Raw genomic sequence first — 24,851 nt, forward strand, 5'->3', positions numbered from 1 at the left:
GGCGAAGAACAGACCGCCGCGGAAACCGGAGCCGAGCGAGATCGCCGAGGCAGCAAGCTTCAGCACGAAGACGCTGGCCACCACGGGAAGCGCGTAGTTCATGGCGAACTCGCGGTGGAGCGCGCCGTGTCCGCTGGACAGCACCTGCGGCGTGACCAGCCCTAGCAGCCCGACAACGATGCCGCCGATGAAAGGTCTGACGGAAGCGTCGATCGCCAGCCGCACAAAGACGCGCTCGATAAGGCTTACCAGATGCATGATTGCGATGGACGCCGCCCCACCGAGCAGTCCCAGCAGCAGGAACGGCACATACTGGCTGGCGGTCAGCGTCGGCAGGCCGGAAAGTTCGAGCGGAAACGGCACGCCGCCGAACATCTCAGCCGTCAGCGAGGCGGCGATCGCCGCCGTCATGACCGGCGCCACATTGGCCACCGAGTAGATGCCGATGACCAGTTCGAAGCCGTAGAAGGCACCGGTCAACGGCGCGTCGAAAGCGGCAGCGATCGCGCCGGCGGCGCCGCAGCCGACCAGGATGCGCACGTCATTGCGGCGCAGCCGGAAGGCGCGCGCCAGCCGCGAGGCGATGCCCGAACCAACCTGCGTATAGCCGGCTTCCAGACCGACGGAGGCGCCGAAGCCGCTGGAGATCATGGTCTGGCCGACAATGATGAACGTATCGGTGAGCGACATGCGCCCACCGTAGAGCGCGTTGGCTTCGATCGGGTCGACAGGCGTTCTGAACTTCCGCCTTCTCAGCCAGATCACCGAAAGGCCGAGCAGCAGTCCCCCGATCGCCGGAAACATCGCCTTCACCGGACTGGCCAGCGAAAACATCGCTGAAAGACGCCCGCCCGGCTGCACGTCAAAGAGCAGGAAGTGCATGGCTTGCACCAGCGCGCTCATGCCGGTGACCAGGGCGCCCGCGATCATGCCGACCATCCCCGCCATCAGCACAATGACGATGCCGCGCGCCTCGAGCACGGGAATGGAATTGATCAGCACCGCCCGAAGCCGGCGGGCGTAGACTTGCGGTTCGTTTATGGCAGGCAACGGAGCGGCTCGCCGGTATGCGGAGGATGGATGCTGCCGCGCCTGATACGCCCGACGGCATGGAGTGGCAACCGCAATGCCGACCGCTTGTGGCGCCATTTTGGCGTTGCGTCGATTAGCGACGGTTGGGCCGGCTACCCTCGCTGCGAGAACGGGAAAATGTCACTGATCGAAGATGGTCAGCGGCCCGCAATCGTCCCTCGCGACGAAGGTCGCCAGCAGCTCCGCCGGCTCCGTTGCGCTCGCCTTCTCCGCGAACGATGCACCGTGCCCGGCGGCTCGAACCAGGTCTGTCCTTTGGCGGCAATTCCTCCGTCTGCCTCACACAGCCAGACGGAAGTCGGGCCGCCAGCCGAGTTCGCTGACGGCCTTGTCGGTCGCGACATGGCCGTTCGGCTCGGCGATGTTGAAGGCGCCCGGCGCACCGCGCTCGACGGCAAGCAGCACCGCATAAGCGGCGGCATCGACATGCAGCGCCGGGTCGGCGGCAGCGTCGGCTCCGGTGCCGGGACCATAGAGATGTCCATAGCGCAGCACGATGCCTGTCATGCTCGAGCCCTCGAGAACCTGGCGTTCGAGCGCGATCACGCCGCCGACGCTGATGCCGCGGCCGCCTTCGGCGCCGCTGTCGAGCGGATCGGTTTCGGCATGCGGCTCGGGTCCGGGCGCATAGGCCCAGGCGATGCTCTGCGCGATCAGGCGACGGGCGCCGGCCGACGTCGCGGCCTCGACCAGATTGCGGGTCCCCTCGTCGCGGACGCGCGCGTTTCCGACGATCGCCTCGCCCATCTTGTTAGGATCGAGTCCGGCCGGCAGATCGGTAAGCTGATGGATCACGACCTCCGGCTTCACCTCGGCGACCGCCGCAAGCAGGCCGCCTGCATCGAACACATCGATCACCACCGGGCTGGCTCCGATCGCGCGGAGCTCCTCGGCCTTCTCGGCCCGGCGCGTTGTCGCAGCTACCTGATGGCCGGCAGCGACCAGTTGCGGGATCAGGCGGCGGCCGATCGCGCCGGAACCACCAGCAAGAAAGATGCGATAGCCCATCGTCTTCCATTCCATCTTGCGATAATATCAGAGTTCGAACAACATATAAGAGCTCTTACATCATGCGCAAGCAGAAACCGGAAATTCCTGCCCCCGGCGAAGGCAAGCGCGGCGAGGAAGGTTATCTCGGCTACCTGCTGCGCCAGGCCGCCGGCGCCTACAGGCTGCGGGTCGAGCGGGCGCTGGATGAGTTCGGCGTCACGCAGCCGCAATTCGCGACGCTGACCATGCTGTCGGCCTATCCAGGCACCTCCAATGCCGACCTCGCCCGGCTCGCGGTGCTGACGCCGCAGACGGTGAGCGTGATCGTCGGCAATCTGGAAAAGGCCGGTTCCGTGGTCCGCAAGCCGCATGCGGTGCACGGGCGCATCCAGCACCTCGATCTCAGCGACAGCGGCCGTGCCTTGCTGAAGAAATGTCGCGAGCGCGTGCAGCGGCTTGAACGCCAGCTGACCGCCGGACTTTCGGCCAACGACGAGCGCGCCGTCCGGCGCTGGCTGGTCGCCGTCGCGATCGCGGGCGCGGCCGGTTAGATCGCAGCACCCCCACCCGCTTCATAGAGCGTCAGCTTCCGATCCCCAATGCCGAGCTCCGCCCAGCTCGCGCGCCATTCGGCTATGTGCGCTGACTTGAAATGCAACTCGAGCGCCGCACGATCCCGCCACGCTTCCGAGACATGGATCAGGCCGGGATCGAGAACATCCTGCGCATACGAATATGCCAGGCAGCCGGCTTCGGCGCGACTCGCTGAAATCATTCGTTCCATCGCCGGCCTTGCCTGCTCGAGCCTGTCGGGTGGCAGCCGAATCGTGCCGATGATGAGGAGCATGCGCCTTTCCTTTCGCCAGCCGGCTCAAATCCCGTAGCCTCTCTCCCACCTTCGCGCAAGCTTGACCGGTTAAGGTCGGGAGCCTGCCTTTGCGCTGGGCAAGTCTGGATTCGAGGACGATATGGCGATCAGCGAAACAATCCCGTCCGGCCTGGCGGCCAAGAACGGCCGCGACGTTTTCTTCGCGCTCGGCATCGTCGTCATCCTGGCGGTGCTGTTCCTGCCGATCCCGGCCTTCCTCATCGACATCGGCCTTGCCTTCTCGATCGCGCTCTCGGTGCTGATCCTGATGGTGGCGCTCTGGATCCAGCGGCCGCTGGATTTCTCCTCCTTCCCGACCGTGCTGCTCATCGCCACGATGCTCAGGCTCTCGCTCAACATCGCCACCACGCGCATGATCCTGTCGCATGGCAATGAGGGTACGCATGCCGCCGGTTACGTCATCTCGGGTTTCTCGAAGCTGGTGATGTCGAGCGACTTCGTCATCGGCCTCATCGTCTTCATGATCCTGATCGTGGTGAACTTCATCGTCATCACCAAGGGCGCCACCCGCATCGCCGAAGTCGGTGCGCGCTTCACCCTCGACGCCATCCCCGGCAAGCAGATGTCGATCGACGCCGACCTTTCCGCCGGAATGATCGACGAGAAGACGGCGCAGCTTCGCCGCCGCGAATTGGAAGAAGAATCCTCCTTCTTCGGCTCGATGGACGGCGCGTCGAAATTCGTGCGCGGCGACGCCATCGCCGGCCTCATCATCACCGCCATCAACATCGTCGGCGGCATCGCCATCGGCTATCTGCGCCACGGCATGGGCCTCGGCCAGGCGGCCGACGTCTTCATCAAGCTGTCGGTCGGCGACGGCCTCGTCACCCAGATCCCGGCCCTCATCGTCTCGCTCGCCGCCGGCATGCTCGTCTCCAAGGGCGGCACGCGGGGCTCCGCCAATCAGGCGGTGTTCGGCCAGCTCGGCGCGCATCCGCGCGCGCTCTATGTCGCGGCCTCGCTGCTCGTCATCCTCGGCCTTATGCCCGGTCTGCCGCTATTCCCGTTCTTTGCCCTTGCCGGCGCCATGGCCGGCCTCGGCTACGTCATCCCGCTGCGCCACAACCGCGCGCTGGCGGCAGCCGAAGCGCAGAAGAACAAGGAGAAGGCCGACAAGGTCGAGGAGGAGAAGAATTCGGTCAAGGCCTCGCTTGCGACTGCCGAGATCGAGCTGCTGATCGGCAAGCAGCTCTCGACCAGGCTGCTGGTCGCACATCAGGAGCTGGTGTTCCGCATGTCGAAGATGCGCAAGAAATTCGCCCAGCAATATGGGTTCGTGGTGCCGGAGGTGCGCGTTGCCGACGACTTCGCTATCCCGCCGAAGAGCTATCAGATCAAGGTCCACGGCACCGTCGTTGCCGAATACCAGATGCGCGTGGGCGAAATCATGGTGCTGCTTGGCACCCGCGGCGTGCCGGACATCCCCGGTGAGGAAATCCGCGAGCCGGCTTTCGGCATGCGCGCCTATTCGGTGCTGGAAACCTTCGCCGAAGATCTGAAGCGCGAGAACTACACCTTTGCCGACAACATGTCGGTGCTGCTCACCCACCTCTCCGAGGTGATCCGCAACAACCTGCCGCAGCTTCTGTCCTACAAGGACATGAAGGCGCTGCTCGAGCGGCTCGACCCCGAATACCGCAAGCTCGCCGACGAGATCTGCACCTCGCACATCTCCTATCCCGGCCTGCAGGCGGTGCTGAAGCTTCTGCTTGCCGAGCGCGTCTCGATCCGCAACCTGCACCTGATCATCGAAGCCATCGCCGAGATCGCGCCGCATGTGCGCCGCACCGAGCAGATCGTCGAGCATGTCCGCATCCGCATGGCGCAGCAGATCTGCGGCGATCTCTCCGAGGGCGGCATGCTCAAGGTGCTGCGCCTCGGCAACCGATGGGACCTCGCCTTTCACCAGAGCCTCAAGCGGGACGCCAAGGGCGAGGTGCGCGAGTTCGACATCGATCCGCGCCAGCTCGAGGAATTCGGCCAGGACGCCACCAAGGCGATCCGCAAGCATCTCGAAGCCGGCGAGCGCTTCGTGCTGGTCACCGCGCCGGACGCGCGGCCTTATGTGCGCATGATCATCGAGCGGCTGTTCACCACGCTGCCCGTGCTCAGCCACGTCGAGATCGCCAAGGGCGTCGAAATCAAGGTGCTCGGAACGATCTCGTGAACGCGCTCTCGCAAGGCGTCGTCATCGCCGCCTTCCTCGCCTTCTGCCGCATCGGCGCCTGTTTCATGCTGATGCCCGGCCTGTCGAGCGCCCGCGTGCCTCTCCAGGTCCGGCTGTTCGTGTCGATCGCCGCCACCGGCGGCCTGCTCGCCTTCCTCTGGGACCGCATCTATCCCTATGTCGACCCGCGCCCGCAGGTTCTGGTGCCGATGATCGTTTCCGAGCTTCTGGTCGGCGGGCTGATCGGCGCCATGACCAGGCTGTATATGGAAGCGCTGCGGTTCATGGGCTCCGCCATCGCCATGATGATCGGCTATGGCGGCTCAGGCGGCCCGGCGATCGAGGAGCCGGAGCCGCAGGCTGCGCTCGCCGCCATCATCTCGTTCTCGGCGCTGCTCCTGCTTTTCGTCTTCGACTTCGACCACGAGATCGTGCGCGCGCTGGTCGCCTCCTACACGGTTGCTCCGGTCAATGTATTCTTCAACCCGCAGGCGGCGCTGGTCGACGTCACCGACACGGTGTCGGACGCCTTCTTCCTGGTCATCCGGCTCGGCAGTCCCTTCGTCGCCTACGCCATTCTGGTCAATTTGACGATCGGCTTCGTCAACAAGCTGACGCCGCAGATCCCGGTGTATTTCATCTCGCTGCCCTTCGTCATCGCCGGCGGGCTGATCATCTTCTACTTTGCCATCGGCACCTTGCTGTCGTTGTTCGTCGACGGCTTTGTCGACCTGACGCTAGCGAGGTAGCCGCGATGGCCTCGCGCAAGGACAGACTGAAGAAGTTGGTCAAGGTGCAGGAGCAGTTGAAGGCGGTGCACGAAACCCGTCATGCCGGCTTCCTCTCCGCGGCCGCGGCGGCCGAATCGGAAGCAAAGGAACTCATCGGGCACTTCGACGCTGACAGCTCGCTGGCCGGCCTGTTCCCGGAACTTTACCATCGCCGGATTGCAAACGCGCTCGGCCAACAAAAACAGAATCTTGAAAGCGCCCGGGAGGAGGCGACGTTGATCGCCGCCGCGACCGCGCGGACCAACATGGTCGAGCGCGCCTATAGGGACGCTCGCCGCCGCGACGAGCGCGAACGCTCAGACCGCGAGCGGCTGGACCTCATTGCCCAGAAGCGGGGACATGACTAGGGCAATCAGGAAAAGCATGAAACGGTTGGGCTCGGCGACTTCGCCGTGGCCTCCCGTCCGGACTTGCGTCAAACCAAGGAGATAGAGCGGTGGATCCGGCGGGCGGCGAGCGAGGCTGTCAGGTGCCGGTCGCCGTCGTGCCGACCGACTTGGCCGCCCCGATCCGCTCCCAGCGCCTGCCATTGCCCTGCGCCTGCCGGGCGAAATAGTTGTAGGGCGTGCTGGACCAATCACGGACCGCGCTGGTGAGGTTGTCGAGCACCAGGTCGCCCTCGTTGGTGCGCACCGTCAGCACCGTGTGTCCCTCGCCGTGATAGCTTGCCACGGTCAACAGCAGCGCCGAGGCCGGCCAGCCGCGCTTCATCAGTTCGAGCTTCTTCAGTATCGCGATATCCTCGCAATCGCCGGACACGGTCGGCACGCGCCAGTCGTCGTTCTTGCCGACAACGGCTCGATCACTGACCTCGGTAATGCGTGAATTGACCGAAAGGTTGATCTCGTTCAATTGCGCGCTGAGCTGAGGCCGCAGGGCGACGACCTTTGTTCCGCCGGCCGTGCTGCAGAGGCTGGGTTGGCGGCTGCAGAACGAATAGAAGGCCGGCGGTGCGAACGCCTTGCCTTTGGTTTGCATTGCCGTTCCGGCCTGGGCGGCAAATGGGCTGGCAACCGACAGCAGAAATGCGATCAGCACGACATCGCTTTTCACGATCAACGTCTCCAAGGCGTGGTCTCGAGGATGAGGGGGCGGGGTTAATTAGTCGTTTTCAAAACCCCGAATTGCGCCGGCGGCGGGGCAACACCGTTAAAATATTAATACCTGCTAAAATAAGATTTGAGCGCTGCACTGCACCTCGCCATCCCCGCAAGCCTGCCACAAGCTTGTTGCGTCATTGTGCAACGGACAAAAACCGGCAAAAGGCAGTACTTTCTTGGCGATTTCACCTCCCAGCGACATCGTGATGGACGTCGCCCGTGCGGCGGAGCCGGCCGACGTCGAGGCCGCGCGGGCAGCACTCGCGAGGCGGGCTGGCGGTGCCGGGGAGACCTTCTCGATCGACCAGACTGCCTCGGTCGAGGCGGGCTCGGTGCTCTCGCGCGCCGCTGCCGACAGGGGCGAGGCGGCAAATCCAGCCAAAAAGTTCCAGCGCTTCGAGGCGATGGTGCTGACCACTTTCATCCAGAACATGATGCCTAAGGACACCGAGGGCGTTTACGGCAAGGGTCTGGCCGGCGACATGTGGAAATCGCAGCTTGCCGAAAAGGTAGCCGATGTCATGGCCGCGCATGGCGGGATCGGCATCGCGAGATCGATGCTTGCCGACCATTATCTGGACGGCAAACACAAGGTGCCGGTCGGGCCCGTTGGGGGCGGACCGGAGAAAGCCGAGATCGACCAGCAGACCAGGCTTTCGACCTCCCTGGTCGACGAGCTCGAGCGTAAGGCCGCCCGGTCTATGACCGGTGACGACACAACCATAAAAACGGACATCAAGATCTAGGGACCTACATGGCCGACCAAACGGACCTTTCCAACCTGCCTGCACGAACCACCGCCGCGGAAGCACCGATCGCAGCTGCACGGCCTGGCAACCTCGCCGCCATCATTGGCCGGATCGAGGAGGCGGTGGACGAGGAGACGGCGGGTATCCGCAGCGGCACCAGCTACGACCTCAAGGCCTCGAATGCCCGCAAAAGCCGCTATCTCTACGAACTGACCCGCGCGCTGAAGGGCGCCAATGAGATCGAGTTCCTCGAGCAGCATCGCGAAGGGCTGGCGCGGTTGCGCCAGAAGCTGGCAAAGAACGAGGCGGCTATTCTTGCCCATCTCAATGCCGTCAACGAGGTCGCCACGCTGTTGAAGAACGCCATCCAGCGCGCCGATGCCGACGGCACCTATTCGGCAGGCGAATTCGGATATGCCCGGGCTTGAACGAGATGACTGCGGAGCAAGGTAGGATCCGGTGATCAAATTCCTCGCCGCAGCGCTTTGGATCTGCGCCGTAACCCTCGGCGCGGTGTTTTATTCGTTCCAGGCGGCGGGCGAGCGCGGCGTCGGTGAGCCGCCGAAGCCGATGCTGGGCGGTCTCGACTACGTCAAGACCGACATCATTTCGGTACCGCTCGTCCGCGATGCCAAGATCGACGGCTATTTTCTCACCAAACTCGTCTACACGGTGGAGCCGGATCAGATAAAGAAACTGTCGATCCCGGCGCCGGCGATCATCACCGATCAGGTCTATTCCTACCTCTATTCCAATCCGCAGATCGATTTCACCAAGAAGGACACGATCGATCTCGAGGCTTTCCGCAAAGCGATCCGCGAGACCGTCAACGCCCGCGTCGGCGTCGAGCTGGTGCATGACGTGCTGATCGACCAGGTCAACTTCCTGTCCAAGGACGAAATCCGCGACAACGCCATCCGCCGCCGCAAGACAGCCGGCGAGACCGCGCAAGCGATGACCAAGCCGTTCCAGCCGGAGCATTGATCGGCTCTGGATCGACTTGGCACCGCCAGGGGTTCACATGCTTGTCCGGTGATGCGACATGCCGCATGGCGGCCACGTTGACGTAAACGTCAACCCGAAGCTATATGCGCCGGTGGCTGTCGCCGCGCTCCCGCGCGACGCGGCGCCTCGCCCAGCGGCCAAGGCCGGTGCGCGTCAAACGCAACCAAACGAGGAGAACCGCCATGGGCGTTCAGGAGATTGCCGACAAGATCAGGTCGCGCGTGGCAAGCGCCGGCTTCGAGCACTCGGTCAAGTTCGACACCGGCAGCGACGGCGTCATCGTTATCGACGGCGCGACCGTTTCGACCGCCGATGCCCCGACCGACTGCACGATCAAGCTCTCGCTCGACGATCTCGATTCACTGATCGCCGGCGATCTCAACCCGACCATGGCCTTCATGGCCGGCAAGCTGAAGGTCGAGGGCGACATGACGGTCGCCATGGCGCTCAGCCAGTTGCTCGGCTGATTGGCAGCCAACTACTTTTTGGAAGAGCGATGCGGCGCCGCGTTTTTGAACGCGCGGCGCCGCATCGGTATGCCTCCGAAGTGTCAGGCGACGAAATCCAGCGCCTTGACCTTGCGGCCGGCGGCCCTGATCGTGCCCGCGGCCGCGTCGAGCGAGCCCTCCTTCAGCTCGAGCGCCAGCAGGCGGTGCCGCTCATAGGGACCAGGCATGGCGAGCGAGCCGGTGCGATCGGCCGAAAAACCGAACCGCCCGTAATATGGCGCATCCCCGACGAGCAGGATCGCGCCATGACCGAGCCGCGCGGCCTCGCCGATCGCGTGCCGCATCAGCGCCGAGCCGATGCCGCCGCTCTTCAGGCCCGGCTCGACTGCCAGCGGCCCAAGCAGGAGCGCTGCCGGACCACCCTCGCCCAGCGTCACATCCCACAGCCGAACCGTGCCGACGACCGCGCCCGACGGGTCGCGCGCGACAAAGGCCAGGCCTTCCGACGGCCGGCGGCCACGCCGCAGTTTCTCGGACGACTTCTTCCTGCGCTTCGGCCCCATGGCGCGGTCGAGCAGCGCTTCGCGAGCCTGCATATCCCCAATGCCTTCGGCAACGATGCCGAAGCCCGGAGCAACCTCCCCCCTCGAGCGGGAGATGTCGCCAAAGGCGACAGAGGGGGTCGTTGCGCATGTAATACCGGCGCCCAGCGTGACGAGAAGCGGCGCTGGCGCTCCACGCGCGACGCCCCCCTCTGACCGCTGCGCGGCCATCTCCCCCTCGAGGGGGGAGACCCGGCGCGCGGCGCCCTCAATGATGAAATCTGCAAAGTCCATTTCCGCGATCCTTCACGAGCGGAGATCTGTTCCACAAGCGAGCCCCGGCGGGCGATGTCACCCACGCCGTGATCTGAAGGCTCCCGCCTTCAGATCACGTAGGATCGGAGAGGCTCGAAGCCGTTGAAGGCGACCGACGAATAGGTGGTCGTGTAGGCGCCAGTACCTTCGATCAGCACCTCGTCGCCGATGGTGAGCGACAGAGGCAGGGGATAAGGCGTCTTCTCGTAGAGCACATCGGCCGAATCGCAGGTCGGGCCGGCGAGCACGCAGGGCGCGGTCTCCGATCCGTCGCGCGGCGTCACGATCGGATAGCGGATCGCCTCGTCCATGGTTTCCGCTAGGCCGCCGAACTTGCCGATGTCGAGGAACACCCAGCGCACATTGTCATTGTCGGCCTTCTTCGAGATCAGCACGACTTCCGACTTGATGACGCCGGCATTGCCGACCATGCCGCGGCCCGGCTCGATGATCGTCTCGGGCAGCGCGTTGCCGAAATGCCTGCGCAGCGCCGAGAAGATCGCCTGCCCATAGGCCTGCGCCGCCGGCACGTCCTTCAGGTAACGGGTCGGGAAACCGCCGCCCATGTTGACCATCTTCAAGACGATGCCCTCCTCGGCGAGCGTGGCGAACACCTTCTTGGCATCGCCCAGCGCGCGGTCCCAGGCCGAGAGATCGGTCTGCTGCGAGCCGACATGGAACGACACGCCATAGGCGTCGAGGCCGAGGCTCTTGGCGTGACGCAGCACGTCGACGGCCATCGCCGGCACGCAGCCGAACTTGCGCGACAGCGGCCATTCGGCACCCTCGCCGTCGGTCAGCACGCGGCAGAACACGCGCGAGCCCGGAGCGGCGCGGGCAATCTTCTCGACCTCCTCGACGCAATCCACCGCGTAGAGGCGGATGCCGAGCTGGTAGGCGCGCGCAATGTCGCGCTCCTTCTTGATGGTGTTGCCGAAGGAAATGCGATCCGCCGGCGCGCCGGCATCCATCGCCATCTCGACCTCGGCAACCGATGCGGTGTCGAAGGACGAGCCCATCGCAGCAAGCAGGCGCAGGATCTCCGGCGCCGGGTTTGCTTTCACCGCATAGTAGATCTTGGAATCGGGCAACGCCTTCTCGAAGGCGCGGAAATTGTCGCGCACGACATCGAGGTCGACGACGAGGCAGGGACCGTTCGGACGTCGGGTGGCGAGAAAGTCAAGGATGCGCTGGGTGGCCATCGAGGTCTCTCCATCTGCGCCTTTCGGCGCGCACAAAGGCTGCGGGACGCGGGCGCTCGGCCTCGCGAACTCGCGGTGGACAAAGGCGGGACGGAAAATCCATGGAACCAGCCGGTGGAGACCCCGGAACCACGGATCGCCGTCTCGCGGCGGTGAACCTGGCCTTGCCCGGCCTCGGTTCGCTTTGTCTGCCTTGGCTTGGATGGGAGGACCCGTCCGCACTGCCGGCAATGAAGGTGTGCCTCTTCAGTAACCCCGGTCTTTGGACGACCGGCAGACACCAGAAAGGCCCGCACCGTCGTTGCTTCAAGGTGTCCTCGGTCTTGTGGTTGGCCACTGACCGACTGGAGGGGTTGGCTCCAGTTACCTTACCGATTGCCCTCACCATTCGAGGATCGGCGGACACCCACAGGCACGTGCGACTTTGGGCAAGCGCGATATAAGAGCCAAGGGTTTCACAATCAATAAAAATCGTCAGCGCCGGTTGTAAAAATTGCGGCATCGAACAATGTTTGTGGACCGTATTCGGAAATCGAACAATGCCAGGCACCCACGGCCCTCTCAACGCCTTCCTCGATCTGCGTCAAATGCCCGTGGCCAATGCGGAATTTGGCCCGTTGGCCGGCCTGCGCCTAGCCGTGAAGGACATCTATGACGTCGCCGGCTATCGCACCGGCTGCGGCAACCCGCGCAAGTTCGAACAGGCTCACGCCGCCTCGCGGACGGCCGAGGCTGTGCAGTTGATTCTCGATGCCGGTGCGCGATTCGTCGGCAAGACGCAAACCGACGAGCTCGCCTTCTCGCTGTTCGGCCAGAATTCGCATTTCGCCTTTCCGGTGAACGCAGCCGCTCCGGATCGCGTGACCGGCGGCTCCTCGTCAGGTTCGGCGGCAGCGGTCGCCGGCGGCCTTGCCGACATCGCCGTCGGCTCCGACACCGGCGGCTCGATCCGCGCGCCGGCGAGCTTCTGCGGGTTGATCGGGCTGCGCACCAGTCACGGCCGGGTATCGCTCGAGGGCGCCATGAAGCTCGCGCCGAGCTTCGACACCTTCGGCTGGTTCGCCGGTGACATAGAAGCTTACGAAATGGCCGGCAAGCTTCTGCTCGGACGCGATCCACACCAGCATCCGCTCAACCGCCCGCTGTCGATCGGCTGGCTCGATGCCTTTGTTTCCGGGCCGACGGAAGCCGCCGAATATGCGCGGGTGAAGGCACAGGCAGCAGCCGTCGTCGGCGAGCCGACCGAAACCGAACACGCCTTCGCCTCGTCCCCAGATGATCTCTACTGGTGCTTTCGCCGGCTGCAGGCCTTCGAGGCCTGGCAGGTGCATGGCGGCTGGATTTCGGCAGGCGGTCACGGGCTGGGTCCGGGTGTCGACGAGCGTTTCGGCTTCGGCCGCACGATCGACCCAAAGACGGTCGAAGCCGAAACGGCGCGTCGGGCAGCCTTCCGTTCCGAGTTCGGCAAGCTGCTCGGCAACGACGGCTTTCTTGTTCTGCCGACCGTGCCGGGCGCAGCGCCACTGAAGACCAGCACGCCGGAGCAGTTCCAGGCCTATCGCGAAAGGGCGCTGCATCTTTTGTGCCTGGCCGGGTTGTCGGGCTTCCCGCAGATCACCTTGCCGCTCGGTTCCGTCGATGGCGCGCCCTTCGGCCTGTCGCTGCTCGGCCCTTTCGGCAGCGACGTCGCCCTGATAGGGCTCGGCCGCACGATTCTGGACGCGGCCCGAAAGGTCTGATCATGGATACATTGACCCGCATGCGCGCCTTCATCGACGTGGTCGAGGCCGAAGGCTTCTCGGCCGCCGCGCGCAAGATCGGCCGTTCCAAGGCGCTGCTGTCGAAATATGTGCGCGAGCTCGAGGACGAACTCGGCGCGCTATTGTTGAACCGCACGACGCGGCAGTTCTCGCTGACCGAAGCCGGCCACACCTATTATCAGCGCGCCTCCGAAATCGTGCGCGAGGTCGACAGCCTGGCCGATGCCGTGCGCGAATCTTCCGGCGACGTGCGCGGCCGCATCAAGCTCTCGGCGGCGCGCACCTTTGCCGACGCGCCGATTGGCCAGTCGCTGATCGACTTTGCCAAGCAACATCCGGATATCGTTCTCGACATCCATCTCGACGACCGCTTCGTCGATCTGGTCGAGGAAGGCTTCGATGTCGCCGTACGCATTTCGCGGCTGGAGAACTCGTCGCTGATCGCGCGGCGCCTCGGGCCGTTTTCGATCAAGCTCTGCGCGTCGCCGGACCTGCTTGCAAAGCATGGCACCCCGACGCGCCCGCAGGATCTTTCCAACATGCCCTGCATCGTCGACACCAACGGCCGCTCTTTAGCCAACTGGCGCTTCAAGGGAGACGGCGAGGATTCGGTGAGCGTCACCGTGTCGGGGCCGATCGAGGTCAACAGTCCGATGGCGGCGAGAGCAGCCGCCGTGTCGGGCCTGGGCTTCACCATCCTGCCGGATTTCATCGCTGCGCCCGAAGTCGCGTCGGGCAAGCTGGTGACGGTGCTCGACGACCGCATCCTCTCGGGCAGCGGCATCTTCGCGGTCTATCCGCATCGCCGCTATTTGCCCGCCAAGGTCCGTGTCTTCGTCGATTTCCTGGTGCACTGGTTCAGGACGCGCGACGCTGCGTGAAGCACGTCCCCCGAAGGTGGGAACCGTTTTCGGCACAAGGACATGCGCAGAATCAGAGCCTAAAAGCGCATCGAGCGAATCTGGAAAGAGCGCAACGCTCTCCGAGAGCGCGTCCCAATTTCGCCCCCTTTCTGTTAACTCTCGGAGCCCACTCCCAAAGTCGATGGAATCGCGGCCCGGAATGCACCTGAAACGGCAAGCAATCGTACTGGCTTCGGCAATTGCGGCCACCTTTGCCGCGGTAGAGCCCGCCCAGGTGCACCCGCACGTCTTCGCCGAGGCTCGCCTCGACGTCATCCTCAGCGCGGATCACCAAAGTGTGACGGCGCTGCGCCACCTTTGGCGCTTCGACGATCTGTTTTCGAGTACAGTGATGATGGAGTTCGACAAGAACTCCGATCTGAAGCTTGACGACAAAGAGCTCAAGGAAGTGGCCGACACCGTCCATTCCTCGCTGGCCGAGTTCAACTATTTCCAGCTGGTCACGCAGGACGGCAAGGACGTGCCCATGGTCCCTCCGCCGCATCTGATGGCGAGCTTCGACAACGACCAGCTGATCATTCTGTTCGAGTCGCAGCCGAAGACGCCGATCAAGCTCGCCGGCAAGATCGACATCGGCGTCTACGATCCGACCTTCTACACGGCGATCGACTTCACCGACGACGCCAACCTCACCGTTGAGGGATTGCCCGCGAATTGCACCAAGAAGGTGATCCGTCCCGATCCGGACGAAGCGATCAAGGAAAACCAGAAGACCCTAACGGAAGCGTTCTTCAACGATCCGACGGGCACCGACATGAGCAAGATCTTCGCCACCAAGCTCGAACTGAACTGTCCGCCGGAAGGATAATCGGTGATGAAACCGTCGCTGCGCCTGGCGCTCGGCCTCGCGGCCGCCACTTTGGTCATGACGCATCTACCCGGCGTCGCTCATGCCCAGAGCTCGCTCGGCATCGGCACCAATGACGGCATGGCGCCGAGCACGACGGGTCCGTTCGCCCATATCCTGATGTGGATCAATCTCAGGCAGCAGGAATTCTACCATTCGCTGGCGGCCGCGATGAAAGCCATGCGCCAGGACGGCAGCAAGCTCTGGCTGCTGGTCGGCCTGTCCTTCGCCTACGGCATTTTCCACGCCGCCGGGCCCGGCCACGGCAAGGCGGTGATTTCGTCCTACATGGTCGCCAACGAAGTGGCGCTGAAGCGCGGGATCATGCTGTCCTTCGTCTCGGCGCTGCTGCAGGGGCTGACCGCGGTCGTCGTCATGATGCTTGCCTATTTCGTGCTGCGCGGCACGGCGGTGTCGATGACCGACGCGGCATGGTTTCTTGAGATCTCCAGTTATGTGCTGGTGACGCTGTTCGGCGCCTGGCTACTGTGGCGCAAGGCGGGCCCGGCCATTCTTCGGCGGTTCGGCGCCGGTCCGGCCTACAGCCTGTCGGCGGCCCATGCCGGCCACTCGCGTAGCGGGCACTCGCATGCTCACGCGCATTCCCATGCCGGTCATTCCCACTCCCATTCGCATTCCGCGCATGCCCACTCGACGCACTCGCACGCGCATCACGACCATGATCATGCCGCGCATTCGCATGCGCACAGCGATGAGGCGACTGATCACAAGGCGCATGATCACGACCACGCGGCGCACGACCATGCTCACGCTGGGCATCATCACCACGGCCCGGGCGACGTCTGCGATACCTGCGGCCATTCGCACGCGCCGGATCCGGCGCTGCTTTCGGGCGATCGCTTCGACTGGAAGACCGCCTGGTCGGCGGTGGCCGCCGTCGGCATCCGCCCTTGCTCCGGCGCGCTGATCGTGCTGAGCTTCGCGCTCCTCAACGGCCTCTGGCTCGGCGGCCTGCTCTCGGTGCTCGCCATGTCGATCGGCACCGCGATCACCGTCTCAGCGCTGGCGACGATCGCGGTGACGGCCAAGAACTGGGCTGTCTATTTCGCCGGCGACGGACGCATCGGCAACCGCATCCATTCGATCGTCGAGATCGGCGGCGCCGCCTTCATCTTCCTCGTTGGCCTGCTGCTCTTGTCGGCCAGCCTGACGGGCGGCGTCTGAAGCCGACCGAAACTGTCACCCGATCTTTCCGTCGAGTTCGTCCTCGATATGGGCGCGGATGATCTCGTCAAAATTCTTCTCGGCGACAAAACCCAGTTCCCGCGAGCGGCGCGCCTCGAAGCGCGTCGGCCAGCCTCTGACGATCGCCCAGATCGTTTCGTCGGGCTGCTCGCGGATCCGTTTGACCACCTCGGCGCCGGCTATGCGCCCGAGCGCTTCGATCTGCTCGCCAACCGTGACCGCCACGCCGGGCATGGTGAGATTGCGCCGCGGCCCGACCTTATCGCCATCGATTTCGGCCGCATGGATCAGGAAATTCACCGCCGATCGCGGGCTGGCATGCGTGTGCAGCACCGAGCGCGGCACCGGCAGGATCGCCTCCTGGCCGCTGAGCGGCTCGCGGATGATCCCTGAGAAGAAGCTCGACGCCGCCTTGTTCGGCTTGCCCGGCCGTACGCAGATGGTGGGCAGCCGGATGCCGATGCCGTCGAAGAATCCGCGCCGCGAGTAGTCGGCAAGCAGCGCCTCACTGATCAGCTTCTGCGTGCCGTAGGAGGTGAGCGGCGTCGGATGGAACTCGTCCGGGATGACATCCGGGAACGGCGCGCCGAACACCGCGATCGACGAGGTGAAGACAAGGCGCGGCGCGAAGCCCGCCACCCGCACCGCGTCGAACAAAGCGCGTGTGCCGTCGAGATTGACACGGTAGCCGAGGTCGAAATTGGCCTCCGCCTCGCCGGAAACGATGCCGGCGAGATGGAAAATCACGTCCGGGCGGGAAGCAACGAGCTTGGCCGTCGCACCGGGCGTGGAAAGATCGCCGGTGCGGATCGAGACATCGACTCCGGCGAGCGTCGGCGCCTGCGGCGGCACGATATCATGCAGATCGAGCGCGGTTATTTTGCGCCCGCGCAGCACACCGTCCTTGGCCAGCCTTGCGATCAGCTTGCGGCCAACCATGCCGGCGGCGCCGGTAATCAGAACTCTCATCTCATAGACCCTTCTTGCGTTGGCTGCGTCCGCGCAGCCACAGGACGACGAACAGCCCCACCATGAAGAGCGCGGCGATGACGACCGCAAGGACCGTCGAGACCTTGCCGGCGGCCAGCATGATGGTCGGCAGGAAATAGGCGGCGAGGCCGAACAGGAGCAGTATCCAGGCCGCGGCGATCGCCGCGTTGCGCGTCTCGCGGTCCATTATTCACCCTTCGCTCCGAGGCAACTCAAAGGCATCGCCCGGCTCAGTGATAGTGGCGGCGATCGCGAGGCGCATCATGCGCATGGTCGTGATCATGGTGATGATCGTGCTCGTCATGGCTGTCGGCGCACAGGCCGAACTCGGGCTCCACCGTTGCATGATCGATCCCGTGCTTCGCCGCAAGCCGCTTCTTGATGGCGCTCACCGCAGCATGCGCATCGACGCCGTCATTCAGGCAGGCATGCAGCGTCGCCATGTTGCTGGTGCCGTCGAGCGACCAGACATGCATGTGATGCACCTCCCGCACGCCCTTGACCGCGGCTTCCAGATCCTTGGCGATGAGATCGCGGTCGAGGCTTGCCGGCACGCCTTCGAGCAGCACATGGGCGGCCTCGCGCATCAGCGACCACGCCGTCGACAGGATCAGCAGCGCCACCAGCACGGAGAGGATCGGATCGATTGGCGTCCAGCCGGTGGCGAGGATGATGAGGGCCGCAGCGATTGCCGCGGCCGAGCCAAGCAGGTCGCCCAGCACATGCAGTATGGCGCCGCGCATGTTGAGGCTCTCGCGGTCGCCGCCATGCAGCGCGAAGAAGGAGGCGACGTTGACCAGCAGGCCGGCGACCGCCACCACCAGCATCGGCCCGCCCAGCACCGGCGCCGGGTGCATCAGCCGCCCCCAGGCCTCGTAGACGATCCAAAGCGCGATGACGAAAATGGCGATGCCGTTGGTGTATGCGACCAGCGTCTTCACGCGAGCGAAGCCGTAGGTGAGACGCCCGGTGGCGGGACGTCCGGTGAGGTGGAAGGCATACCAGGCGAGACCGAGCGCGATCGCGTCCGCCAGCATATGGCCGGCATCCGCAAGCAGCGCCAGCGAGCCGGTGAGCAAGCCGCCGAGCGCCTCCGCGATCATGAAGCCCGCTGTCAGGCAGCCCGCGACGAGAACGCGCTTCTTGTCGGTCGACCCGTGCACGTGATCGGCGCCGTGCCTGTGGCCGTGTGAGCCGTGATCATGCGCCATCGCGCAACTCCTGCTACGCGCCGGACTCGGCGCGGAAATCCTCGAGCCGTCGCTTTTGGCGGCCCTCGCCATCGAAATTCGCCGGATCGAGCCAGGCCTCATAGGCCTTGCGCAGCGCCGGCCACTCCTTGTCGATGATCGAATACCACGCCGTATCGCGGTTTTCGCCCTTCACCACAAGATGCTGGCGGAAAATGCCTTCGAACTTGAAACCGAAACGTTCCGCCGCACGTTTCGACGGCTCGTTGCGGTTGTTGCATTTCCATTCGTAGCGGCGATAGCCGAGCTCGTCGAAGGCATATTTGGTGAACAGGAACTGTGCTTCGGTCGCCTGCGGCCTGCGCGAAATCAGCGGCCCCCAATAGATGTTGCCGATCTCGATGACGCCGTTGGCGGCATCAATCCGCATCAGCGTCTGACGTCCGGCGATCTTGCCGCTCGCCTTATCGATGACGGCGAAGAACAGCGGATCCTCGCTCGCCTCGACTTTGTCGAGCCATGGCTGGAAGGCGGCGCGGTTCTCGGGCGGATAGTCCGGCAGCCAGGCGAAGCGGCCACCGGCATCCGGCACCGACGACGCTTCAAAGAGCCCGTCGCCGTGCTTTGACGCGCTCAGCGGCTCGAGCCGGACATAGCGACCTTCCAGCGCCTTGCGTTCGGGCCGCGGGCGTGCCTGCCAATTCTTCAGATTTTCCGACACCGACCGCTCCAATCCGTTTGACTTTTCCTGGCGCACGCTCACAAAAACGCTCGCCCACAGAAAGAACCACAGGGACGGGAAAAATGCTCCACACCATCGCGGCCTTCGATCGTCTCGGCGAGGAAAATGCCTTTGCGGTGCTCGCGCGGGCAACGGCGCTTGCCCATCAGGGGCCGCGACATCATCAACCTCGGCATCGGCCAGCCCGACTTCAAGACGCCGCAGCATATCGTCGAGGCGGCGATCAAGGCGCTGCGCGACGGCCACCACGGCTACACGCCTGCCAACGGCCTTCTGGCCACGCGCGAGGCGGTCGTGCGCCGAACGCTGACCACCACCGGGGTCGAAGTATCGCCCGAGAGCGTGATGATCTTGCCCGGCGGCAAGCCGACCATGTTCGCCGCGATCCTGATGTTCGGCGAGCCGGGGGCGGAGATTCTTTATCCCGATCCCGGCTTTCCGATTTATCGCTCGATGATCGAGTTCACGGGTGCTGCTCCAATCCCGGTGCCGATTCGCGAGGAGAACGGCTTTGCCTTCTCGGCGGAAGAGACGCTGGCGCTGATCACGCCGAAGACGAGGCTGCTGATCCTAAACTCGCCCGCCAATCCGACCGGCGGCGTGACCGCGCGGGACGAGATCGCCAAACTCGTGAAGGGCTTGGAGAAGCACCCTGAGGTCGCGATCCTCTCCGACGAAATCTACGATGTCATGACCTATGACGGCGAGACCCACTGCTCGCTGCTCAACTTTCCGGAACTCCGCGACAGGCTGATCGTGCTCAACGGCTGGTCCAAGACCTGGGCGATGACCGGCTGGCGCATGGGCTGGTCGATCTGGCCAAACGGCGAAAAGGGCGCCTATCTCTACGACAAGGTGCGCAAGCTTGCGGTCAACTGCTGGTCCTGCGTCAACGCGCCGAGCCAGTATGCCGGCATCGCCGCGATAGACGGCCCGCAGGACGATGTCGAAAAGATGATGCTCGCCTTCGACAACCGCAGGAAGATAGTGGTCGAAGGGCTGAACGCGCTCCCCGGCATTTCCTGCATCACGCCGAAGGGCGCCTTCTACGCCTTCCCCAATGTTTCGAAGACCGGCTGGAAGGCCAAGAAGCTTGCCTCGGCGCTGTTGGAGGATGCCGGCGTAGCGCTGATCGGCGGCCCCGATTTCGGCGTGCTCGGCGAAGGCTATGTCCGGCTTTCCTACGCCAATTCCGAGGAGAACATATTGCGAGCGCTGGAGCGGATCGAAGGGTTCTTGACGAAATAGAGCCTCAGCCCCCTCACCCGCGGCCGACGAACGGCATCTTCGTCGCCATCACCGTCATGAACAGCACATTGGCGTCGAGCGGCAGGCTCGCCATGTGAAGCACCGCGTCGGCGACGCGCTGGACATCTATCACCGCTTCGGCGGCGATGGAGCCGTTGGCCTGCGGCACGCCGACGGTCATCGCCTGCGCCATCTCGGTCAGCGCATTGCCGATGTCGATCTGGCCGCAGGCAATGTCATAGGGCCGGCCGTCGAGCGCCAGGGTCTTGGTCAGGCCGGTGATGGCATGCTTGGTCGCCGTGTAGGGCGCTGAGCCCGGCCGCGGCGCATAGGCCGACACCGAGCCATTGTTGATGATGCGCCCACCCATCGGCTTTTGCCGGCGCATGACGCCGAAGGCGGCACGGGCGCATAGGAACGAGCCGGTCAGGTTGACGCCGACGACATCGTTCCAGACCTCGACCGGGATCTCGTCGATCAGCGTCGACTTGTAGCCCATGCCGGCATTGTTGAAGAGCAGGTCGACGCGCCCGAACGCCTCCACCACTGTCTCGAACATGTCGTCGACTTCGCCGGCCTTGCTGATGTCGCATGCAACGGCAAGCGCCCTGGCGCTGGTCTTCCCGGCCTCGGCGATCGCCTCCTCGAGCAGCGTCTTGCGGCGGCCGCAGAACACGGTGCTCCAGCCTGCCTTGAGCAGCGTGGTGGCGACGCTCTTGCCGATGCCGGTGCCGGCGCCGGTTACGATGGCTGTTTTCTCTGTCATGGCGGTCATCGTCCTCGCTCCCCGTCACTGCTGGAAGAAGACGTGGCATCGCAAATGACGGAGGGCGTGGCAAGCGGCTATTGTCGGCAAGAAAGCGGAGCCGACAAAAAGGGCGGTCATTGGCGACCGCCCCTCATCTGAACCGCGCTTGGGAGGAGGATAAGCCGGTCCGACTGGTTAGAATGATGCGCTTGCTGGGTTAACGAAAGATTAACGGCCAGCAGCACGTCCCATGCCCGTTTACCAACCGGCAATTTGCTGGCGCGGATCGGGCGCGGTTCAAGCCGGCGCCTTCGCCGCCGAGACCGTCGCCTCGACATGGTCGACCAGCGCGTCCGGCAGGCCGAGGCGGCCGGCTAGCAGGTCGAGATAGCCGCGCTCCGTGCGGGTGTCGGGATCGATGGTAAGGCGCGAGGCGGTGTAGAGCTCAACCTTCTGCGCATCGGTCTTGGCGCCGGTGATCAGGACGTCGAGATCGAGCGGGCGTTCAAGCTCATCCAGCAGAAATTTTTCCGCTTCGGCACCGATGCCGGCGAGCTTGAGCTTGTCGGCGATTTTCTGCCGCTCCTCGTCATCGACATGACCGTCCGCCTTGGCTGCGGAGATCATCGCCCGCACCAGGGTCAGCGTGAATTCGGCCTCGCCCTGCGGCGCCTGCGAGGGATGGAAGGCGGTGTCTTTGGGCGGCGGCAGCAACTCGGGCTCGCCGGCCACGGGTTCTTGTGCCGGCACATTGCCGGCCTTGTAGTTCTGGTAGGCCTTGTAGGCGAGGCCGCCAATGGCTGCCAGGCCGCCGAGCTTCATGGCAGCGCCCGTCACCTGTCGACCGGGGCCGGTGCCGAGCAGCACCGCCGCCAGCGCGCCGGCGGCGAGCGGATTGTCCTTCGCCATCTGCACCGCCTGCCCCGCCTTGTCGCGAACGGTCGATCCCGTGCCGGGAATTTGCGAGCCGAAAAGGTCGTCGAGCAGCTTCTTGGGGTCGAGCATCAATGCCTCCAGAATTGGCCCGGCCGAATGCGCCCGGGCGGGGTTTCGGACCGGCAAGACGTAGGCCCCGCGCATTGACATTACAATGAACGGGCGGATGATTTGACGAAACCTGGGCTGCTCAGCTTCCGATGTGGCGCTTGGCGCCCCGCGCATGCGCGAGTTCCACCTGGCGATGGCGCTCGGCGTAGCGCGCGCGGTCCTCGTCCGAGCGCGCTTCGAAGCAATGCGGGCATGAGACGCCGACCGTATATTTCGGCGAGAGCCGGTCCTCGACGGTGAGCGGATGGCGGCAGGCGCGGCAGAGTTCGGCTTCGCCCTCGGCCAGGCCATGCGACACCGATACCCGCTCGTCGAAGACGAAGCATTCGCCCTGCCATAGGCTCTCTTCGGCCGGCACCTCTGCGAGATATTTCAGGATGCCGCCCTTGAGATGGAAGACCTGCCTGAAGCCCAGCGACTTCACGTAAGCGGTCGCCTTCTCGCAGCGAATGCCGCCGGTGCAGAACATCGCCACCTTGCGGCCTTCGAGCTCCTCGCGGTGCTCTTCGACCCAGCCCGGGAACTCGCGAAAGCTGGCGGTCTTGGGATCGACCGCGCCCTTGAAGGTGCCGATCGAAACCTCGTAGGCGTTGCGCGTATCGATGACCAACGTGTCGGCGTCCGAGATCAGCGCGTTCCAATCGGCCGGCGCGACATAGGTGCCGGCGCTGCTCGCCGGATCGAGATCGTCGACGCCCATCGTGACGATCTCGCGCTTCAGCCGCACCTTCATGCGGTGGAACGGCATCTCGGCGGCGGTGCTGTATTTCACTTCCAGGCCGGCAAGCGCTTCGATCGCCTCCAGGTGATCGATAAGCGCTGCGATCGCTGCCTCGCTGCCGGCGACCGTGCCGTTGATGCCCTCGTGCGCCAAAAGCAGCGTGCCCTTGATGCCGCGTCCGCAGCAGAAGGCGGCAAGCGGCGCGCGCAGCGCTTGGTAATTGTCGAGCCACGCAAACTTGTAGAGCGCGGCAACGCGGACCGGCTGAATTTCCTTGGTTGTTGTCATGCCCATGCCACTAGACCGTGCTGAAAGCCGTTTCAAGGCGGAGCGGACGGGCCGCGTGACATTGCGACACGCCCGCCTTCGTGGACTCGGAATACGCCTTCTGCTAATCGGTTGAAATCGACCGAAACGGAGAGACAAGCCAATGACCAGCAAGACCGAAAAGCTCCTGTCGCTCCTCAACGGCCAGCCGGTCATCCCGGTGCTCAAGATCGCCAATGTCGCCGACGCCGTGCCGCTCGCCCGCGCTCTGTCGCGCGGCGGCTTGAGGGCGATCGAGATCACGCTGCGCACCGCCGATGCGCTGGAAGCGATCCGCCGCGTCGCGGCCGAAGTCGAGGATGCGGTTGTCGGTGCCGGCACCATTCTCGATGCCAAGCAGTTCGACGAGGCGGCACGCGCCGGCTCGAAATTCATCGTCAGCCCCGGCATTACGGGCCAGCTTCTCGACGCGGCCAAGGACAGCCCCGTGCCGCTGCTGCCCGGCGCCATCACCCCCGGGGAGATCATGGCTGCGCGCGAAGCCGGCCTGCGCTTCCTGAAATTCTTCCCGGCCGAACAGTCGGGCGGCATCGCATCGCTGAAGGCCTTCGCCTCGCCGCTCGCCGACGTGAAATTCTGCCCGACCGGCGGCATAACGGCCAAGAACGCCGCCGACTATCTGAGCCTCCCCAACGTCATCTGCGTCGGCGGCTCGTGGGTGGCGCCCGACGAATTCATCAAGGCCGGCAAATGGGATGAGATCGAAGCCCTGGCGCGCGAGGCGAGCAAGCTCGCCTAACGCAATTCCAGGAAGAGTGGGCACCGGTTCTTCCGTGCGGATCGTGTAAAGAACACCTGGAGCGGTTCAGCGGTCTATCAAACGCTGAACCGCTCCAGGGCTGGACATGCGGTCAGTGGCAGACCTTGACCTTCTCGACGACCTTGCGGTGGTGAACCCAATGGGTGACCACCTTGGTTCTGCAGTGATGCTTGCCGGTCTTGACGATAACGGTTTCGGCCTGCGTTGGAGCCACGGCAGCCGATGCCGCGGCCAAAGCGAGAACTGACGCCAATAGAATCTTCTTCATGAATATCCCCAGTTTGGAACGAACGCATCCTAACCTGAAAAAGCGCGGCCCGTTCCGGTCTCACGAGAAGTTTAAGCGTGCGTGATCGCATGCCGGTGCGGGCCGAAAACCAGCCGCCGGCTGGTTCCCGCTCATGGATTCGAACCACGATTCACGCCTTCAAAGGGCGCCGTCCTACCGTTAGACGAAGCGGGAAAAGACCACGCGGGAAACCCGCGCCGTTCAAACTATGCTGCCGTGATAAAAAGCAAAAGCCGCGCTGTTGTTCAACGCGGCTGTTGCGGCATTGGCAGGCTCGTTATTTCGTCTGGAAGCGGGCGACCGAAAGGAACTTCACCGCGTTGCCGGTGAACCGGCTGGGGTCCGGCAATTGCGCATCCATCTGGAAGCCGGCCGTGTAGACCTCGCTCGGCGGCGTGTGCACGATATTGTAGGCATAGCGCGGTGCCGTGGTCGGATCGGAAACGGTGGCGATGTTGTCGCCGCTGCCCAGCGCCCAGCGCGCTGCCTGCGGCGGCGTTGCCACCACCATTGCCTTCGGGCCGGGCTTCAGGTCGTTGGCGGACGCCCTGGCCTCCTTGCGCGTCGTCTTCACGCCGGCGCCGATCGCCTGCGCCGGATCGGTGCCGGCGGGGCGTGCGGCAATGGCTTGACGCGGCGAAGCTGCATCGAGACCCGACGGATCGTTGAATGCCGAGCGTGGCTCCGGCGCAGTCAGCGAAGCGACTTCGTATTCGGCCCCGCTCGAGCCGGCCACGGTGGTCGCGCTGGCCTGCTCGAGCA

At 64.5% G+C, this 24,851-nt stretch carries 27 protein-coding genes, 1 tRNA gene and 2 pseudogenes; 14 read left to right on the top strand and 16 right to left on the bottom strand.

What is annotated here, in order from left to right; all coding sequences use genetic code 11:
• Both EOA32_RS12520 and EOA32_RS12525 read right to left on the bottom strand, forming a co-directional pair.
• On the bottom strand, nucleotides 1-1,050 hold a 1,050-nt coding region (locus EOA32_RS12520), incomplete at its 3' end, for a chloride channel protein (protein ID WP_189407109.1).
• Between the two features lie 321 nt (nucleotides 1,051-1,371).
• A complete protein-coding gene (locus EOA32_RS12525) occupies nucleotides 1,372-2,100 on the bottom strand; it encodes an NAD(P)-dependent oxidoreductase (protein WP_128371933.1) in 729 nt (242 codons plus the stop codon).
• A 62-nt stretch (nucleotides 2,101-2,162) separates the two neighbouring features.
• Between EOA32_RS12525 and EOA32_RS12530 the strand changes: the two genes are divergently transcribed.
• Complete coding sequence (locus tag EOA32_RS12530) at nucleotides 2,163-2,633, top strand: MarR family transcriptional regulator (RefSeq protein WP_128371926.1); 471 nt, start codon at nucleotides 2,163-2,165, stop codon at nucleotides 2,631-2,633.
• On the opposite strand, the gene EOA32_RS12535 is transcribed toward EOA32_RS12530, so the two are convergent.
• Nucleotides 2,630-2,929, bottom strand: a complete 300-nt coding sequence (locus EOA32_RS12535; protein ID WP_095777146.1) for a putative quinol monooxygenase — start codon at nucleotides 2,927-2,929, stop codon at nucleotides 2,630-2,632. The genes EOA32_RS12530 and EOA32_RS12535 overlap by 4 nt on opposite strands.
• Nucleotides 2,930-3,050: 121 nt before the next feature.
• Between EOA32_RS12535 and flhA the strand changes: the two genes are divergently transcribed.
• The 3 genes from flhA to EOA32_RS12550 are packed head-to-tail and all read left to right on the top strand — an operon-like array spanning nucleotide 3,051 to nucleotide 6,276.
• The gene (flhA, locus tag EOA32_RS12540; protein WP_067326003.1) at nucleotides 3,051-5,138 is read left to right on the top strand and encodes a flagellar biosynthesis protein FlhA; all 2,088 of its coding nucleotides are present in this window, start codon (nucleotides 3,051-3,053) and stop codon (nucleotides 5,136-5,138) included.
• Nucleotides 5,135-5,887, top strand: coding sequence for a flagellar biosynthetic protein FliR (fliR, locus tag EOA32_RS12545; RefSeq protein ID WP_067326000.1), 753 nt, complete (start codon nucleotides 5,135-5,137; stop codon nucleotides 5,885-5,887). The genes flhA and fliR overlap by 4 nt, the downstream gene beginning before the upstream one ends.
• Before the next feature lie 5 nt (nucleotides 5,888-5,892).
• Nucleotides 5,893-6,276 (top strand): hypothetical protein, encoded by a 384-nt coding sequence (locus EOA32_RS12550; RefSeq protein ID WP_067325997.1) that lies wholly within the window; start codon nucleotides 5,893-5,895, stop codon nucleotides 6,274-6,276.
• A 118-nt stretch (nucleotides 6,277-6,394) separates the two neighbouring features.
• Here the strand turns inward: EOA32_RS12550 and EOA32_RS12555 are convergent, their stop codons facing one another.
• Nucleotides 6,395-6,982 carry a transglutaminase-like cysteine peptidase gene (locus EOA32_RS12555; protein ID WP_245418651.1) on the bottom strand — a complete coding sequence of 196 codons (588 nt, stop codon included), beginning with the start codon at nucleotides 6,980-6,982 and terminating at the stop codon, nucleotides 6,395-6,397.
• A 223-nt stretch (nucleotides 6,983-7,205) separates the two neighbouring features.
• Between EOA32_RS12555 and EOA32_RS12560 the strand changes: the two genes are divergently transcribed.
• The 4 genes from EOA32_RS12560 (at nucleotide 7,206) to EOA32_RS12575 (ending at nucleotide 9,250) form a co-directional block, all read left to right on the top strand.
• The gene (locus EOA32_RS12560) at nucleotides 7,206-7,775 is read left to right on the top strand and encodes a rod-binding protein (RefSeq protein WP_245434833.1); all 570 of its coding nucleotides are present in this window, start codon (nucleotides 7,206-7,208) and stop codon (nucleotides 7,773-7,775) included.
• An 8-nt stretch (nucleotides 7,776-7,783) separates the two neighbouring features.
• Nucleotides 7,784-8,206 carry a hypothetical protein gene (locus tag EOA32_RS12565; protein ID WP_067325992.1) on the top strand — a complete coding sequence of 141 codons (423 nt, stop codon included), beginning with the start codon at nucleotides 7,784-7,786 and terminating at the stop codon, nucleotides 8,204-8,206.
• Nucleotides 8,207-8,237: 31 nt separating this feature from the next.
• Nucleotides 8,238-8,762 (top strand): hypothetical protein, encoded by a 525-nt coding sequence (locus tag EOA32_RS12570; protein WP_095830749.1) that lies wholly within the window; start codon nucleotides 8,238-8,240, stop codon nucleotides 8,760-8,762.
• A gap of 203 nt (nucleotides 8,763-8,965) precedes the next feature.
• A complete protein-coding gene (locus EOA32_RS12575; protein ID WP_067002744.1) occupies nucleotides 8,966-9,250 on the top strand; it encodes an SCP2 sterol-binding domain-containing protein in 285 nt (94 codons plus the stop codon).
• Nucleotides 9,251-9,333: 83 nt separating this feature from the next.
• Here the strand turns inward: EOA32_RS12575 and EOA32_RS12580 are convergent, their stop codons facing one another.
• Together EOA32_RS12580 and odc2 are read right to left on the bottom strand one after the other, a co-directional pair.
• Nucleotides 9,334-9,828: an N-acetyltransferase gene (locus EOA32_RS12580; protein ID WP_128371934.1), complete on the bottom strand. Its 495-nt coding sequence runs from the start codon at nucleotides 9,826-9,828 to the stop codon at nucleotides 9,334-9,336.
• 329 nt (nucleotides 9,829-10,157) lie between these two features.
• Nucleotides 10,158-11,291 (bottom strand): ornithine/lysine decarboxylase, encoded by a 1,134-nt coding sequence (odc2, locus tag EOA32_RS12585; RefSeq protein WP_067002471.1) that lies wholly within the window; start codon nucleotides 11,289-11,291, stop codon nucleotides 10,158-10,160.
• Nucleotides 11,292-11,830: 539 nt separating this feature from the next.
• Between odc2 and EOA32_RS12590 the strand changes: the two genes are divergently transcribed.
• The 4 genes from EOA32_RS12590 to EOA32_RS12605 all read left to right on the top strand — a co-directional run bounded on the left by EOA32_RS12590 (nucleotide 11,831) and on the right by EOA32_RS12605 (nucleotide 16,006).
• Nucleotides 11,831-13,030, top strand: coding sequence for an amidase (locus EOA32_RS12590; RefSeq protein WP_128371927.1), 1,200 nt, complete (start codon nucleotides 11,831-11,833; stop codon nucleotides 13,028-13,030).
• A gap of 2 nt (nucleotides 13,031-13,032) precedes the next feature.
• Nucleotides 13,033-13,932 (top strand): LysR family transcriptional regulator, encoded by a 900-nt coding sequence (locus tag EOA32_RS12595; RefSeq protein WP_067002475.1) that lies wholly within the window; start codon nucleotides 13,033-13,035, stop codon nucleotides 13,930-13,932.
• Nucleotides 13,933-14,113: 181 nt separating this feature from the next.
• Entirely contained in the window at nucleotides 14,114-14,782 is a 669-nt protein-coding gene (locus EOA32_RS12600; RefSeq protein ID WP_095777358.1) for a DUF1007 family protein, read from the top strand.
• 6 nt (nucleotides 14,783-14,788) lie between these two features.
• Entirely contained in the window at nucleotides 14,789-16,006 is a 1,218-nt protein-coding gene (locus tag EOA32_RS12605; RefSeq protein WP_128371928.1) for a nickel/cobalt transporter, read from the top strand.
• Nucleotides 16,007-16,021: 15 nt separating this feature from the next.
• Here EOA32_RS12605 and denD read toward each other — a convergent pair whose 3' ends face one another.
• From denD to EOA32_RS12625, 4 genes are read right to left on the bottom strand one after another with little or no spacing between them, the layout of a single operon-like run.
• A complete protein-coding gene (denD, locus tag EOA32_RS12610) occupies nucleotides 16,022-16,996 on the bottom strand; it encodes a D-erythronate dehydrogenase (protein ID WP_128371929.1) in 975 nt (324 codons plus the stop codon).
• 1 nt (nucleotide 16,997) lies between these two features.
• The gene (locus tag EOA32_RS12615; RefSeq protein WP_095777137.1) at nucleotides 16,998-17,204 is read right to left on the bottom strand and encodes a hypothetical protein; all 207 of its coding nucleotides are present in this window, start codon (nucleotides 17,202-17,204) and stop codon (nucleotides 16,998-17,000) included.
• Nucleotides 17,205-17,247: 43 nt separating this feature from the next.
• Nucleotides 17,248-18,228, bottom strand: a complete 981-nt coding sequence (locus EOA32_RS12620) for a cation diffusion facilitator family transporter (protein WP_095777136.1) — start codon at nucleotides 18,226-18,228, stop codon at nucleotides 17,248-17,250.
• Nucleotides 18,229-18,241: 13 nt separating this feature from the next.
• On the bottom strand, nucleotides 18,242-18,928 hold the full coding sequence (locus tag EOA32_RS12625) for a GNAT family protein (protein ID WP_128371930.1): 687 nt from the start codon (nucleotides 18,926-18,928) through the stop codon (nucleotides 18,242-18,244).
• 83 nt (nucleotides 18,929-19,011) lie between these two features.
• Here EOA32_RS12625 and EOA32_RS12630 point away from each other — a divergent pair.
• Nucleotides 19,012-20,197, top strand: a pseudogene (locus tag EOA32_RS12630) (pyridoxal phosphate-dependent aminotransferase).
• Between the two features lie 13 nt (nucleotides 20,198-20,210).
• On the opposite strand, the gene EOA32_RS12635 reads toward EOA32_RS12630, so the two are convergent.
• The 3 genes from EOA32_RS12635 to EOA32_RS12645 all read right to left on the bottom strand — a co-directional run bounded on the left by EOA32_RS12635 (nucleotide 20,211) and on the right by EOA32_RS12645 (nucleotide 23,001).
• Complete coding sequence (locus tag EOA32_RS12635; protein ID WP_128371931.1) at nucleotides 20,211-20,963, bottom strand: SDR family oxidoreductase; 753 nt, start codon at nucleotides 20,961-20,963, stop codon at nucleotides 20,211-20,213.
• A 279-nt stretch (nucleotides 20,964-21,242) separates the two neighbouring features.
• Complete coding sequence (locus EOA32_RS12640) at nucleotides 21,243-21,950, bottom strand: tellurite resistance TerB family protein (RefSeq protein WP_067002750.1); 708 nt, start codon at nucleotides 21,948-21,950, stop codon at nucleotides 21,243-21,245.
• A 121-nt stretch (nucleotides 21,951-22,071) separates the two neighbouring features.
• A complete protein-coding gene (locus EOA32_RS12645; RefSeq protein ID WP_128371932.1) occupies nucleotides 22,072-23,001 on the bottom strand; it encodes a rhodanese-related sulfurtransferase in 930 nt (309 codons plus the stop codon).
• Nucleotides 23,002-23,143: 142 nt separating this feature from the next.
• Between EOA32_RS12645 and EOA32_RS12650 the strand changes: the two genes are divergently transcribed.
• Nucleotides 23,144-23,779, top strand: coding sequence for a 2-dehydro-3-deoxy-phosphogluconate aldolase (locus tag EOA32_RS12650; protein ID WP_067002491.1), 636 nt, complete (start codon nucleotides 23,144-23,146; stop codon nucleotides 23,777-23,779).
• 112 nt (nucleotides 23,780-23,891) lie between these two features.
• On the opposite strand, the gene EOA32_RS38580 is transcribed toward EOA32_RS12650, so the two are convergent.
• The 3 genes and pseudogenes from EOA32_RS38580 to EOA32_RS12660 form a co-directional block, all read right to left on the bottom strand.
• Nucleotides 23,892-24,068, bottom strand: coding sequence for a hypothetical protein (locus EOA32_RS38580; RefSeq protein ID WP_082980697.1), 177 nt, complete (start codon nucleotides 24,066-24,068; stop codon nucleotides 23,892-23,894).
• 121 nt (nucleotides 24,069-24,189) lie between these two features.
• Nucleotides 24,190-24,263, bottom strand: a tRNA-Gln gene (locus EOA32_RS12655).
• A 103-nt stretch (nucleotides 24,264-24,366) separates the two neighbouring features.
• Nucleotides 24,367-24,851 (bottom strand): annotated as a pseudogene (locus EOA32_RS12660) (peptidase M15); the annotation flags it as partial.

The organism is Mesorhizobium sp. M1A.F.Ca.ET.072.01.1.1 (genome assembly GCF_004023325.1).
Taxonomy (GTDB): Bacteria; Pseudomonadota; Alphaproteobacteria; order Rhizobiales; family Rhizobiaceae; genus Mesorhizobium.